Source organism: Flavobacterium sp. RSSB_23 (genome assembly GCF_051547145.1).
Classification (GTDB): domain Bacteria; phylum Bacteroidota; class Bacteroidia; order Flavobacteriales; family Flavobacteriaceae; genus Flavobacterium.
In genome coordinates this window covers 228,199-243,214 of the sequence record NZ_JBPTTO010000004.1, presented here as the reverse complement: position 1 = coordinate 243,214, position 15,016 = coordinate 228,199, and the positions used below count along the sequence as shown (strand labels likewise).

At 35.4% G+C, this 15,016-nt stretch carries 10 protein-coding genes; 1 reads left to right on the top strand and 9 read right to left on the bottom strand.

Annotated elements, in window-relative coordinates:
- Positions 1 to 214: 214 nt before the first annotated feature.
- The 3 genes from ACSVH9_RS09180 to ACSVH9_RS09170 form a co-directional block, all read right to left on the bottom strand.
- Positions 215 to 2,446 (bottom strand): cation:proton antiporter domain-containing protein, encoded by a 2,232-nt coding sequence (locus tag ACSVH9_RS09180; protein ID WP_438063460.1) that lies wholly within the window; start codon positions 2,444 to 2,446, stop codon positions 215 to 217.
- Positions 2,447 to 2,597: 151 nt separating this feature from the next.
- A complete protein-coding gene (purB, locus tag ACSVH9_RS09175) occupies positions 2,598 to 3,944 on the bottom strand; it encodes an adenylosuccinate lyase (RefSeq protein ID WP_438063459.1) in 1,347 nt (448 codons plus the stop codon).
- A 58-nt stretch (positions 3,945 to 4,002) separates the two neighbouring features.
- On the bottom strand, positions 4,003 to 4,710 hold the full coding sequence (locus ACSVH9_RS09170) for an SIR2 family NAD-dependent protein deacylase (RefSeq protein ID WP_438063458.1): 708 nt from the start codon (positions 4,708 to 4,710) through the stop codon (positions 4,003 to 4,005).
- A gap of 408 nt (positions 4,711 to 5,118) precedes the next feature.
- Here ACSVH9_RS09170 and ACSVH9_RS09165 point away from each other — a divergent pair, with 408 nt between their 5' ends.
- Entirely contained in the window at positions 5,119 to 5,778 is a 660-nt protein-coding gene (locus tag ACSVH9_RS09165) for a TrmH family RNA methyltransferase (protein ID WP_438063457.1), read from the top strand.
- A gap of 132 nt (positions 5,779 to 5,910) precedes the next feature.
- On the opposite strand, the gene secA is transcribed toward ACSVH9_RS09165, so the two are convergent.
- From secA to ACSVH9_RS09135, 6 genes are all read right to left on the bottom strand, one after another.
- A complete protein-coding gene (secA, locus tag ACSVH9_RS09160; RefSeq protein ID WP_438063456.1) occupies positions 5,911 to 9,255 on the bottom strand; it encodes a preprotein translocase subunit SecA in 3,345 nt (1,114 codons plus the stop codon).
- Positions 9,256 to 9,341: 86 nt separating this feature from the next.
- The gene (locus tag ACSVH9_RS09155) at positions 9,342 to 9,563 is read right to left on the bottom strand and encodes a DUF2795 domain-containing protein (RefSeq protein ID WP_007138072.1); all 222 of its coding nucleotides are present in this window, start codon (positions 9,561 to 9,563) and stop codon (positions 9,342 to 9,344) included.
- Positions 9,564 to 9,790: 227 nt separating this feature from the next.
- Positions 9,791 to 10,360 (bottom strand): cob(I)yrinic acid a,c-diamide adenosyltransferase, encoded by a 570-nt coding sequence (locus tag ACSVH9_RS09150; protein WP_064715265.1) that lies wholly within the window; start codon positions 10,358 to 10,360, stop codon positions 9,791 to 9,793.
- A gap of 99 nt (positions 10,361 to 10,459) precedes the next feature.
- Positions 10,460 to 13,375 carry a M16 family metallopeptidase gene (locus ACSVH9_RS09145; protein WP_438063455.1) on the bottom strand — a complete coding sequence of 972 codons (2,916 nt, stop codon included), beginning with the start codon at positions 13,373 to 13,375 and terminating at the stop codon, positions 10,460 to 10,462.
- Between the two features lie 24 nt (positions 13,376 to 13,399).
- On the bottom strand, positions 13,400 to 14,086 hold the full coding sequence (locus tag ACSVH9_RS09140; RefSeq protein ID WP_298295420.1) for an ABC transporter ATP-binding protein: 687 nt from the start codon (positions 14,084 to 14,086) through the stop codon (positions 13,400 to 13,402).
- A gap of 117 nt (positions 14,087 to 14,203) precedes the next feature.
- Positions 14,204 to 14,980 carry an O-methyltransferase gene (locus tag ACSVH9_RS09135; protein WP_438063454.1) on the bottom strand — a complete coding sequence of 259 codons (777 nt, stop codon included), beginning with the start codon at positions 14,978 to 14,980 and terminating at the stop codon, positions 14,204 to 14,206.
- Positions 14,981 to 15,016: the final 36 nt, after the last annotated feature.

The following is a 15,016-nucleotide window of genomic DNA, read 5'->3' as shown; positions in this document are numbered from 1 at the left end:
CAATAAATTTTTAAAAAGTGCAAAATTTCGATTTTGCACTTTTTTTATGGTCTCAAATTTCAGTTAAAACTATGTACTTTGGTGCATTTTCCTTTCAGGTTCTAAATATGTTTACCGCAAATTCACAAATTATAGTTTGTAATTTGTGAATTTGCGGTTTTTATGTTTTCAAACGGGCACACTTAAGTCTGTCAACCAATAAGTTCATAGTTGTTTATTCATGCACCAAATCAGCTAATAATTTCTTATCGCCTACTATCCACAAAATATCATCTTTTTCTAGCAAGATGGTCGATTCAGGATTCATAAATCGTTGTCCTCTTTTTTCAATTCCCACTACGAGGCCTTTTGTTTTTTCCCGAAGTTTAGAATCTTTGATGCTTTTACCAATAAAGGCATGGTTTTTCAACTCTATTTGTCGGAGGACAATGTCAGGTTCTCTGATTTCTGGAGTAGCTTCAATTTCGTGTTGGTCCAAATATTTTTTGAATTCCTGTACTTGGGCATCAGTGCCAATTATGAATACTTCATCACCAGGGAAAATACGCTCATTGGCGTCTGGAATATGAATGGTAATTTCTCCCCTTTTGATGGAAGCCACATTGATTCCTAGTTGTTCTCGAAGTTGTAATTTTTTTAAAGTTTCACCTGCAATATTCGATTCGGCTGCAATGTCAAAAACTGCCATGTGACCGTCCCAAGGCGATAAATCACTGCGACTTCTTTTAGCCTTGCTAATTTCTCTGTCATTTAAATTGGATAAAAAATGATTCTCTATTTTATGGTACTGATGGTTTAATCTCTTTTGGAACAAAAAGTAAAGAATAATCGCTACTACAAACGCAACGAAAGCTGTTTTTGGTGAAAAGAAAATATTCAGCAATAAGCCAATATAGACTACAGCAAGTAGGATTCTGAATAAAAATAACATGGCCATAGGACCTCTAGATTTTCGTTCTTCTAAAAGAATAGAAACTTCTTCGACCGCTACTCTTCTTAAGGATAATGCCCAAAGAAAAGGCGCTAAAAAAGCCAATGTAATTAAGGCTCCAATGGCTGTTCCAAAAGGATATTCTTTTACTAACGGTAGAATGAATCTTGACGAAAGTAAAATAACGGCAACAATTATTATAGAGTGAATAACAATCTGTGTCAAGTAAGCATTAATAACGGTTTTCCAATGGTTAACTGTTTTTATTGCTTGGGTACTAGCACTGTAGCGTTCAATTCTTTTAAGCCATTTTCTGGGTAGTTTTCTACTTAAAAAATCAGAAAAGGGCCCTGAAAATTTAATCATATAGGGCGTACTAAAAGTGGTCATCGCAGAAACGGCAACAACTATTGGATACAAGAAGGAACTAGTCACTTGGAGCGTAATTCCTAAAGTAGCAATGATAAATGAAAACTCTCCAATTTGTGATAAACTCATTCCTGTCTGCACAGATTCCTTTAAGGGTTGTCCAGAGAGAAGGCATCCAATGGTTGAACTAATAGATTGACCAAATATTGTAACTAGGGATAAAATTAGAACTGGAATTGCGTGTTCTACTAGTGTATGTGGGTCTATTAACATTCCTACAGAAACAAAAAATACTGCGCCAAATAAATCTTTTACGGGCTTTACTAAATGTTCAATATGTTCGGCTTGAGTAGTTTCGGCAATGATAGAACCCATAATAAAGGCACCAAGAGCGGGTGAGAAACCAACATTGGCAGCCAAAATTACCATTAGCAAACAAAGCGCTATAGAAATGATGAGCAACATTTCATCCGTTAATAAATGCTTAGCTTTTTTTAACACAGTTGGAATGATAAAAATACCACTCAAAAACCAAAGCACTAAAAAGAAAACCAATTTCAAAATCGATTGAATCAACTCACCACCCGAGAAATTTTCACTAACGGCTATTGTAGACAAAAGAACCATTAGTAAAATGGCAATAATATCTTGTACGATTAACGCACCAATTACATTCCCTACAAATCGTTGCACTTTTATCCCTAATTCATCAAAACTTTTCAAAATAATAGTTGTTGACGAAATAGATAAAATTACACCTAAAAAAAGGCTATCCATTTTAGACCAATCTAGCAACTGTCCCACAAAATAGCCCAAAAAAATCATAAAGCTAATTTGGGTTATGGCTGTTATCGATGCCGTTCCGCCTACTTTGATTAGTTTTTTAAAACTAAATTCCAAACCCAAACTAAAGAGTAGAAAGATGATGCCAATCTCTGCCCAAACTTCAACACTTTTGGTGTCACGAATCGTCGGGAAAAAGTCAAAATTATTCCCAGCCAAAAATCCTGCAATTAAATAGCCTAAGACTAAAGGTTGCTTTAATTTTTTGAACAGCAATACGGCAATTCCTGCGGTCATAAGTATTAACCCCAAATCAGTAATTAGTGGTTCTAGATGGGTTGATGCTTCTGCAACTGCACTCATTGTTTTTTATTTTGAAAATTATAAAATTTCGATTTTGGCTAATTTACAAAAATCGTTTTTGAATTTATGTTTTTGGGCTACAACTAAAAGTTAAAACCAAAAAAAAGCTATCGGTTAGGATAGCTTTTCATTGAATAATATTTTTGAGAATCTAGATTCCAATAAAATTACTTGGTGTGATTTGTAGTAATTCAGCTTTTATAGCATCAGAAACATCTAACGTAGCGATAAAACTATGAATCGAATCTTTAGTAATTGCTTCGTTTGTTCTGGTCAAACCTTTTAGCGCTTCGTAAGGATTTGGATAGGCTTCGCGACGTAAAATCGTTTGAATAGCTTCAGCAACTACTGCCCAATTGTTTTCTAAATCTTCGTGGAATTTGCTTTCGTTCAATAACAATTTGTTCAAACCTTTCAAAGTCGCTTCAAAAGCAATAAGTGTATGCCCCATTGGTACACCAATATTTCTCAAAACGGTACTGTCGGTCAAATCGCGTTGTAGTCTTGAAATCGGTAATTTGGCAGACAAATGTTCAAAAATCGCATTGGCAATACCTAAATTTCCTTCAGAGTTTTCAAAATCGATAGGGTTTACTTTATGTGGCATAGCCGATGAACCAATTTCGCCTGCTTTGATTTTTTGTTTGAAATATTCCATCGAAACATACGTCCAAATATCACGGTCCAAATCGATGATGATGGTGTTGATTCTTTTTAAAGCATCAAAAAATGCAGCAAAATGGTCGTAATGTTCAATCTGAGTCGTAGGAAAAGAGTGGTGTAATCCCAAAATATCTTCCACGAATTTTTTACCAAATTGTCTCCAGTCAATTTGTGGATACGCTACGTGATGTGCGTTGTAATTTCCAGTAGCACCACCAAATTTAGCCGCAAATGGAATGTTGAACAACAAACGCATTTGCTCCTCTAAACGCTCCACGAAAACCCCAAGCTCTTTTCCTAAGCGAGTAGGAGAGGCAGGCTGTCCGTGCGTACGTGCCAACATAGGAACGTGAGCCCATTCTTGACTTAACTCTTTCAATTTAGCAATTAAACCAATCAAAGATGGCATATATACTTTTTCAAACGCTTCTTTTGTCGAAAGCGGAATAGCCGTATTGTTGATGTCCTGAGAAGTCAATCCAAAATGAATAAACTCTTTGTGAGCCGAAAGACCCAATTTTTCAAAAGCGTCTTTTATAAAATATTCAACCGCTTTTACGTCGTGATTGGTAACTTTTTCAGTTTCCTTAATCCAAAGCGCATCTTCGGTACTAAAGTTTTTGTAGATGTTGCGTAAACTCTCAAATACACTTGGGTTTACTCCAGTTAATTGTGGTAAAGGTTGTTCGCATAAGGCAATGAAATACTCGATTTCAACCAAAACGCGGTATTTAATCAACGCTTCTTCTGAGAAAAAAGGCGCTAATGCAATTGTTTTATTTCTATATCTTCCATCAATAGGAGAAATGGCATTCAATTCGTTTAAAGTAGTCATTGTTGTGTTTTTTGTTCGAAAGGCACAAAAATAAGCATAAGTGTTCAGTATTCAGTTTTCAAGACTTAGTTTTTTTCTCTAAATCCAATAACTTTTGTTGCAATACAAGAATTCCTTCAGTAGCCTTCATAGCAATACAAGTCAGCGGATTTTTTACATTCGAAATCTTGGTCGTTTTTGGGTCAATATAAAAAATAGGAACATTTTTTGGCGCAAAATCTGTCAGTCCCGCCGCAGGATACACTTGCAACGAAGTCCCAATAATCGCGATATAATCCGCTTGTTCTACCAAATCAATCGCAGCTTCTAGCGCAGGAACCGCTTCGCCAAACCACACAATATGCGGACGCAATTGGTTGCCACTCGCATCACAATCTCCAAGTTGCAAGTCACCTGTCCAATCCAAAACATAGGACTCATTTCGTGTACTTCGTACTTTTAGCAACTCACCATGCAAGTGTAATACGTTTTGACTTCCCGCACGTTCATGCAAATCATCTACATTTTGTGTGACAATATGAACCTCAAAATCCTGTTCCAAATCCACCAAAACCTGATGTGCCAAATTAGGTTGAACTTCCAATAATTGCTTTCTACGTTGATTGTAGAAATCCAAAACCAAGGTCGGATTTTTTCGCCATCCTTCTGGAGTTGCTACCTCCATTACATCGTGTCCTTCCCACAATCCATCGCTATCTCTAAAGGTTTTTATGCCGCTTTCAGCACTTATTCCGGCTCCTGTTAATACCACTAATTTCTTTTTCATATAAGTTATTCTTTAATTTTTATTTGGGCGTGACCCCATCTCCCCAAAGGGGCATATAGCAACTGTGTTAGACGCCCCTTTGTGTAGCTGCGGTCGGGCTATCCGCGCTACTTCGGTAGCTAGCTACTATCCCTCACGCAAAAACAACAACTCAAATAAAATCATTTTTTCATTCAATTCCCAATTCCAAAAATCAAAAATCAAAACTCAAAACTCAAAACCCAAAAATCAAAACCCAAAAATCAAAACTCAAAAATCAAAACTCAAAACCCAAAACTCAAAACCCAAAACTCAAAACTCAAAATCCAAATCACTAACTACTAATCACTAATTACTAATTACTAATTACTAATCACTAATTACTAAGGACTAATTACTTTTCTTATTTTTGCCAAAAAAAAATCAGGCATGATAGATTTGGATTACCTAGAATATTTAGAAGGATTTTTAACCGATAATAGAAAAGAGAATTTCTTAAAAGTACTCAAAAACAGAACCAATCACTTTACAGTAGTAGTCGAGGACGTGTTTCAAATGCATAATGCTAGTGCGGTAATGCGTAGTTGCGAAGTTTTTGGTGTACAAAACATGAATGTAGTTGAGCAGCGTTTTGGTAAACGAATCGACAAACAAATTGCCATGGGCGCTCAAAAGTGGGTCGATATTACCCCGTTTGATTCGGTAAGCAATTGTATCGATGCACTAAAAAGTAAAGGCTATCAAATCATAGCCACCACACCTCATACAGATGATTGTAATTTAGAAGATTTTGATTTTTCTAAACCCAGTGCTTTGTGTTTTGGTACCGAAAAAGAAGGCTTATCCGAAGAGATTATGCAAAAAGCCGATGGATTTCTCAAAATCCCTATGGTTGGTTTCACCGAAAGTTTGAATATTTCAGTATCCGCAGCAATTATTTTGCAAAATCTAACCAATCGATTGCGCAATTCCGATATTCCTTGGCAATTAACCGAAGCACAAATTCTCGAAAAACGACTCGATTGGGCACGAAAATCCATCAAAGACATCAAACGCATCGAGGCACGTTATTTCGAGGAAAAAAAATAGCATTTGGCTTTTAGCTGTTAGCCTTGGAATTTGGTCCCGATAGCAATCGGGATAGAATTTGACTTTTTACCTTTACCAAAATAACAAAGGCTACCTTTCGGGTAGCCTTTGTTTTGTTATATAAAATTGGGTTTAGCTTACTAAAACCCAAGTTCCAGCTGCTAATAAGCTTTCAGCTTTTTTGTATTTCATCGTTTCTGTTTTACCAGTAGCTACTTCTTGAATAGTTACCGTGTCATTACGATTAATTTTAGGCTGGTCGCGAACAATAGTTTCAGTCACTTGACGGGCTTGTGTTTGCCCTGCCTCACGATTGATACTTTCGCTGTTCTCGATTTCGTCTTTATTCAATTGGTAATCGTCTTTTGGACGTTCTACTTCTTTAGCTTCTTGAATTCTTTGGTTTTCTTGAGCAGGTAAGTCACCTTTAAACAAGAATGAAATCACTTCTTTATTCACATTATCTAACATAGAACGGAATAAGTTGAAGGCTTCTAATTTGTAGATAAGCAATGGGTCTTTTTGTTCGTGAACTGCCAATTGTACCGATTGTTTCAACTCGTCCATTTTACGTAAATGTTTTTTCCAAGCTTCGTCTACAATAGCTAAAGTGATGTTTTTCTCAAAATCAGCTACCAATTGTGCTCCTTCAGTATCGTAAGCTTTTTTCAAATCGGTCACTACATTCAAGGATTTGATTCCGTCTGAGAAAGGAACTACAATACGTTCGAATTGATTGTTTTGGTCCTCATATACACTTTTGATAATAGGGAAGGCCTCTCTAGCGCTTCTTGCTGTTTTTTCAGTGTAAAAATCCAAAGTAGCTTTGTATACTTTTCCAGTTAATTCCATTTCATTCAGTTTAGCAAAATCACTTTCGCTAACTGGTGATGTAATAGAGAAATAACGAATCAATTCAAATTCGAAGTTTTTGAAATCGTTGCTTAGTTTATTGTTGGTAACAATTAATTCGCAAGTGTCATACAACATATTGGCAATGTCTAATTTCAAACGCTCACCAAATAAAGCATGACGACGACGTTTGTACACCACTTCACGTTGTGCGTTCATTACGTCATCATATTCTAACAAACGTTTACGAACACCAAAGTTGTTTTCTTCTACTTTTTTCTGTGCGCGTTCAATAGATTTGGTCATCATAGAATGTTGAATCACTTCACCTTCTTGTAAGCCCATTCTATCCATTACTTTGGCTACTCTTTCAGAACCAAACAAACGCATTAAGTTGTCTTCTAACGAAACATAGAATTGAGAACTTCCTGGGTCTCCTTGACGACCTGCACGACCACGTAACTGACGGTCCACACGACGTGAATCGTGACGTTCCGTACCAATGATGGCCAATCCACCGGCTGCTTTTACTTCTGGGGTCAATTTGATATCCGTTCCACGACCCGCCATGTTGGTAGCAATAGTCACCACACCTGGTTTTCCTGCTTCTTCAACAATTTGAGCCTCTTGTTTGTGCATTTTTGCATTCAATACGTTGTGCGTTACACCACGCATTTTAAGCATTCTACTCAATAACTCTGAAATCTCTACGGATGTTGTTCCAATTAATACCGGTCTTCCAGCTTTAGATAATTCGGTAACATCTTCGATAACGGCATTGAATTTTTCACGAGTCGTTTTGTAAATCAAATCGTCTTTGTCAATTCTAGCCATTCCTCTATTGGTAGGAATTTCAACTACATCTAGTTTGTAGATTTGCCATAACTCGCCTGCCTCTGTTACAGCTGTTCCAGTCATACCACCTAGTTTGTTGTACATTCTAAAGTAGTTTTGTAAAGTAACAGTAGCAAAAGTTTGAGTGGCTGCTTCAATTTTTACATTTTCTTTGGCTTCAATGGCTTGGTGTAATCCGTCAGAATAACGACGTCCGTCCATTATACGTCCTGTTTGCTCATCAACAATAAGAATTTTATTGTCCATGATTACATACTCAACATCTTTTTCAAAAAGAGTATAAGCTTTTAATAATTGTGTCAAAGTATGAATGCGCTCGCTTTTTACTCCAAAATCTTGGAATAATCTTTCTTTAGCTTCCGCTTCAGCATCTTTGTCTAGTTTTTGTTTTTCGATGGCGGCAATTTCAGTTCCAATGTCTGGAAGGACGAAAAAGTCTGCATCTGTATCACCAGAAAGGAATTTAATTCCATTATCCGTCAATTCTACTTGATTGTTTTTTTCTTCAATTACAAAATATAAAGCTTCGTCAACAATATGCATTTCGCGATTGTTGTCTTGCATGTATTGATTTTCGGTTTTTTGAAGTAATTGTTTGATACCTTCTTCACTCAAAAACTTAATCAATGCTTTATTTTTTGGTAAACTTCTGTAAGCTCTCAATAAATTGAAACCACCGTCTTTGGTGTTACCTTCTTTGATTAGTTTTTTAGCTTCTGCCAAAAATCCATTAGCCAATTGACGTTGTAAACTTACAAGGTTTTCAATTTTTGGTTTCAATTCATTAAACTCATGACGGTCTCCTTGTGGAACTGGACCAGAAATAATCAACGGTGTTCTAGCGTCATCAATCAAAACAGAATCCACCTCATCGACTATGGCGTAATTGTGTTTGCGTTGTACCAAGTCTTCTGGCGAATGGGCCATATTATCCCTTAGGTAATCAAAACCAAATTCATTATTGGTTCCATAAGTGATGTCTGCATCGTAGGCTTTTTTTCTACCTTCAGAATTTGGTTCGTGGTTGTCAATACAATCCACAGTCAAACCATGAAATTCGAACAAAGGTGCTTTCCATGTGCTATCACGTTTGGCTAAGTAATCATTCACAGTTACCAAGTGTACTCCATTTCCTGTCAAAGCATTCAAATACAATGGAAGTGTTGCCACCAACGTTTTTCCTTCACCCGTTTGCATTTCAGAAATTTTACCTTGGTGCAATACCATTCCGCCAATCAACTGTACATCATAGTGAATCATGTCCCAAGTGATTTCTTTACCAGCGGCATTCCATGAATTAGCCCAATTAGCCGTATCGCCAACAATGTTGATATAGCTTTTAGTAGCTGATAATTCTCTGTCTTTTGGAGTAGCAGTAACGCTAATAGTAGTGTTTTCTTTGAATCGTCTAGCTGTTTCTTTTACTACTGCAAAAGCTTCAGGAAGAATTTCCATTAAGGTTTTTTCAGAAATATCATAAGCTTCCTTTTCTAAAGCATCTATAGCGATATAAATATCTTCTCTTTTATCTATATCCGAAATAGTTTCTACTTCTTGTTGTAGAGCAGCTATTTTACTGTCTTTTTCAGCTCTAGCTTGTTTTATTTTTTCTTTAAAAAAGAGGGTTTTAGCTCTTAACTCGTCGTGAGACAACGCTTGTAAAGGTGCTTCAAAAGTTTTTATCTTATTTAGATAAGGTTGTAATGCTTTAACGTCTTTTTGAGATTTATCGCCTACAAATACTTTTAGTATGCTGTTTATGAAACTCATAATTTAGTTGTATTTCTGTTTTATATTTTGTGTTAGTACTAACAAAAAAAAAGCCTCTTTTTTGAGACTTTTTCTTGGGTTACTTTTTAATACTCATCCTCGTTCCAAAGATAATCTTCGTCAGTTGGATAATCTGGCCAAATTTCTTCCATTGATTCATATATCTCGCCCTCATCTTCAATAGATTGAAGGTTTTCTACTACTTCTAATGGAGCACCAGCTCTAATAGCGTAGTCAATAAGTTCGTCTTTGTTAGCAGGCCATGGTGCATCACTTAAATAAGATGCTAATTCTAATGTCCAATACATATTTTGTCGATTTAATTTGTGCAAAAATAATTTTTTTACGGAAAAAAACAAGTAAAAAGTGATTTATTTTTGCGTAAAGTTAAGAACGTTATTTTTTAAAATTCTAAAGAAGAAAATCCAAATTCCAAGAAAGAAAATCCAAATTCCAAGAAACAAATTCCTATTTCTAAATTTATACTTTGAAGGATTGGAATTTGGGATTTAAAATTTGAATTTTAAGAAAGTTTTTACTTTCTCGGAATCCATTTTACTTCCTCAGCGTTTAAGTCCAAGGTCAACTTTCGTGCCAATACAAAAAGATAGTCAGAAAGTCGGTTTAAGTACTGAATTGCTATTGGAGCTACTGGCTCGTTATGACTTAAATGTACCGCTAATCGCTCTGCACGTCGGCATACACAACGCGCTATATGACAATATGACACTGTGGTATGCCCGCCTGGAAGTACAAAATGCGTCATTGGAGGCAATAAAGCTTCCATAGTGTCAATTTCTATTTCAAGGAATTCAATATCTTGATCAGTAATGCCTAAGTTTTTTAGTCGCAACTCACCGTTTTTTAGTACTTCTTTTTCTGGTGGAGTGGCAAGAATGGCGCCGATGGTAAATAAGCGATCTTGCACTTCTATAAGTGTGTTTTTGTAATGGTTGTCCATTTCTTGATCACGAATCAAGCCAATGTAGGAGTTCAGCTCATCAACTGTGCCGTAGCTTTCAATTCGAGCGTGATCTTTTGGTACTCGCGTTCCTCCAAATAGGGATGTGGTTCCTGAGTCACCAGTTTTAGTATATACTTTCATTAGGGTAAGTGTTCTAAGTTTATTTTATCAATGGTTGTTGATGGCTGTAAATATAAAAAAAGACCGCTAAAAGCAGTCTTTCTTTAGTGGATAAAAAAATTAGAATCCGAAAATTTCTTCTAAAGATACTTTCTTTATTTCTCCTAGTTTTTTCATTTCATTCATATCAATCTTATTTTCAGAAGCTACAATGGCATAACTGTATGGTTTGTTGGCTATGAAGCTGTTGTGAAAAGTTTTGAGGTCAGTCATAGAAATTTGATCTACGGTTGAGAATATTTTTTTTCTTGCATCTTCTTTTAGTCCAAGTTCTTTGGCGGCTAAGTAATTAAAGATGATATTGTCTTGGGTGATTCTTTCGGTTTGAATGTCTTTTTTAACTTGACCTTTGGCTAAATTTAAATTTTCGCTTAATTCAGGTAAGTTGTTCAAAAGTTCATTCATCGCTATAGAAGCTTCTTTGAATTTGTCAGCTTGACTTCCAACATAGTTCAAAACTCGGTAGTATTCGTCTTTCTTTTGAGGTTCTACATAATAGCCATAGGTGCTATAAGCTAAGGCTTTACTTTCTCTAATAGTTTGAAAAACAATGTCGCCAAAATAGTTGTTAAATACAGTAATGATTGCATTTTTATTAGCATCATACGTTTCTGTATTTCTTACCCAACGCGTTTCGGCTTGCACCATATCATAATTAGTAAAAAATACTTGATTTTGAGTTTGAAGTAAAGGTTTGAAAACTTTAGCTGCTGGTGTAGCAGTAAATGAAGCAGGAACTTTATGTAGGCCTTTTATTTGTTTAACAACAGTAGCTAGAGGTGCTGGTCCATAATAAATAATCGTTTGCTCGTAATTATTCATGTTTTTCAAACGACTCATTAATTCCTCAGTAGTTAAGGATTCTAATTCAGAATTAGTTAGAATAGTATTGAACTTATTCACTGGGCCATAAATAGCATAGTTAGTTAATCCTTGTAAAATAGCATTTTTGTTTGCTTTTACATCTTTTCTTGATTTTGCTATTCTTGCTTTAAGTGCTATTAAAGCCTTTTCATCTGCTTTTGCATTTGAAATCACTTCTTCATACAATTGAACTGCTTTTTCAAAATTTTCTTGCAACCCTTCAATGCTTACGGTTGTGTATTCTTCACCACTTGAGATATTGAAACTACAGGCAATTTTATAAAATGCTTTTGAAATTTGTTCAGTACTCATTTTATCAGTACCTAGAAATTGAATGTATTGTGTTGCTAAGGCTTGTCTTGAGTCATTAAGAGTGCCGATTTTATAACGGTATTTTAATCTAAAAATAGAGTTGTCTTTGTTTTGAACATAAAGTACTTCTGCTTTTTCGATTTTTGATTTCTGAATGTCTTTGTTGTAATCTAAAAATACTGGTGTAGAAGCAATACTAGGAATAGCGTTGACTTGTTTTAAGAACTCAGATTGTTTGTCCGCATTCGTCTCGACAGGAGTAATTTGTGGTTTTTCAATTTTAACTTTGTTTTTGTTTTCGCCTTTTCTTTTATAAATCACTACATAATTGTCCCCAAAGTATTTATTAGCAAAAGCTACGATGTCTTCTTTTTTTAATTTTGACAAATCGTTTACATAGGCAACTTGATCTCTCCAGTCTAATTCTGAAGTGAAATTGCTCATTAAATTACTTGCACGATCACTGTATTTTTCAGTTTCGTAGATTTCACTTTTTTTAATGTTGTTAATGATTGATGGGATTAAATCATCATCAAAATTTCCTTTCTTTAAATTTTCTATTTCTGCTAACACCAAAGCTTTGGCCTCTTCTAAGGTTTGACCAGAAGTAGGTGCGGCAGATAAATAAACTGCGCTGTAATCTATTAGGCTGTAATTAAAAGCACTTGCACGAAGCATTTTTTGTTTTTTCACTAAATTTAAATCCAACAAACCAGCTTTGCCATTAGTAAGCACTTGTCCAACTAAATTTGCTAATAAGGCATCTTTATCTTTGTTGCCAGGAAGACGGTAACCAATGGCAAAACTTTCTGCATCTGGGCCAACAATTTCAACTGTTATTGGTGCTGTTATTGGTGCTTCTGGTTCAAAAGTATATTTTTCAATTGCTTTAGGTTGCATATAAGCAAAAGCCTTGTCAATTTTTGCAATTACTTCATCTGGATTAAAATCGCCTGACAAGATAACGCCCATATTATTAGGTACGTAGTATTTGTTAAAATACTTTCTGATTTCTATTAAAGATGGGTTTTTTAAATGCTCAACTGTTCCAATAGTGGTTTGTAAACCGTAATTGTGTTTTTTGAATAGGTTGGCAAATAGCGCTTCAGAAACTTTACGGCCATCATTATCCAATGTTCTGTTTTTTTCTTCATAAACGGCTTCTAATTCGGTATGAAAAATTCTTAGAATTGGGTTTCTAAAACGCTCGGCTTGTACGGCTAAGTATTTGTCCAAAGAACTACTAGGAACATCATCAGTATATACCGTTTGCTCAAAAGAAGTAAAGGCATTGGTGCCTTGTGCGCCCATAGCAGACATCATTTTGTCGTACTCATTGGCAATAGCATATTTACTAGCAACTCCTGAAGTTTGATCGATTTTTTTATAGATTTCTTTTCTTTCGATGCTGTCTTTTGATTTGTTGAATTGCTCATACAAAGCGTCAATTTTATCTAATTCTACTTTTTCTTTAGCCCAATCCAAGGTTCCGTATTTATCCGTTCCTTTAAAAAGCATGTGTTCTAAGTAATGAGCTAATCCAGTATTGGTGGAGGGATCGGTTTTGCTTCCTGCTTTAATAGCGATGTAAGCCTGAATACGAGGGTCTTTTTTAGTCGGGCTTAAAATTACAGTTAAGCCGTTTTTTAAAGTATAAAAACGGGCCTTCGTAGCGTCATTAGTAACATATTTGTATGTGTACCCATTACTTGAAGCTTCTTTCCATTCAATAGGACCTTGTGCTACAACAGTCGAAATTGAGCATAAGAATAATAAAGATAAAATTGGTTTTTTGAACATATTTATAGTCTTGGTTAATGTAAATTACTTTGTAGTGTCAGTTTCAATCAAGCCATCTCGTAAACGAATTACGCGGTGTGCATAAGCAGCAATATCCTCCTCGTGGGTGACTAAGATAACGGTATTGCCTTTTGCGTGAATGTCACCAAATAACTTCATAATTTCAACAGAAGTTTTACTGTCTAGATTTCCTGTTGGTTCATCAGCAAGAATGATAGAGGGTTTGTTGACAAGGGCTCTTGCAATAGCAACACGCTGACGTTGACCTCCCGAAAGTTGGTTGGGTTGATGGTCCATTCTATCGGCTAGATTTACTTGTTGAAGGACATCAGTGGCTCTTGCTACACGTTCTGATTTTGAGTAACCAGCATAAATCATTGGTAGTGCTACATTGTCTAGTGCGGTTGTTCTTGGCAAAAGGTTAAAAGTTTGAAAAACGAAGCCAATTTCTTTGTTTCTAATTTCGGCCAATTCATCATCTTTCATTTTACTAACATCTTTTCCGTTAAGGATGTAATTGCCAGAAGTTGGGGTGTCTAAACAGCCTAAAAGATTCATCAATGTTGATTTTCCAGAGCCAGATGGTCCCATTAAAGCAACGTATTCTCCTTTTTTTATTTCTAAATCAATTCCTTTTAGTACATAAACGGTTTCGTTGCCCAATGAAAAATTTCGTTTAATATTGGTTATTTTAATTAGTGATTCTGCCATCGACTATTGAATAAAGATTAATGTTGTTTTAAATTCGATTTTAAAAATACGAAATAGATTTTTATTAGTTGACCGAATTTGATTTCCGTTACAACTTTATCGTAATTTTAATTTTTTTTATAAGCGAATTGTAAAATGCTCTTTGGCTTGTTCTTCTCTAAAAAAAACTAATCCCCACTGAAAGGTGTCTATTGTAACTCGAACCTTTGGGTGTTCTTTTATTTGTTCCCAAGCTTCTTCCATAGCTGATGACCAATGAATATCGTCAAAAATCCAAAGGGTCTCATTGTTTATGGTTGGTAATAATTGTTCAAAGTAAGCCAAAGTTGCTTCTTTTGAATGATTGCCGTCAAAGTAAATGAGGTCATAGTTGGTATCGAGTTGATTTGATGTAAAAAACGATTCAAATTGAGAGGTAATAGTAGTTGCATTTTTGAAATTACTTTTTTGTAATTGCTCTTTGGCTATTTTCGAGGTTTCAGGGCAGCCTTCTAATGTAGTGAGTTTGGCCTTTGGATTGCCTAAAGCGAGAGATGAAGTAGCTAATCCTAAGGAAGTACCGATTTCCAAAATTGATTTTGGCTGAAAATACTGTGTTATTCGGAATAATAGCTTGGCTCGTTTTGACGAAATACCAGCAGTTTTTGCAATCTGAGCAATTTGTCGGGTATTGGATTTGAAAACTCTTGAACCTGCGCCAAAATCAGTTACATTGATAGTGTTTTTGTTTTTTAGCAATGCTTTTCGATAGTCTTTTATAATGGCATATTCGGGTTTGTTTTTTTTGTCATAAAAACATTTTGTAACTAAAGAAAAAACGAAAGGCGAATGCACTCCGTGTTCGTTTTTGGAGTTCCAAAGGAAATGTAAATAGGATTTTATTTGAAAAAACATGTTGTAGGATTGTAAATATTTTCGGCTTAGATTTTT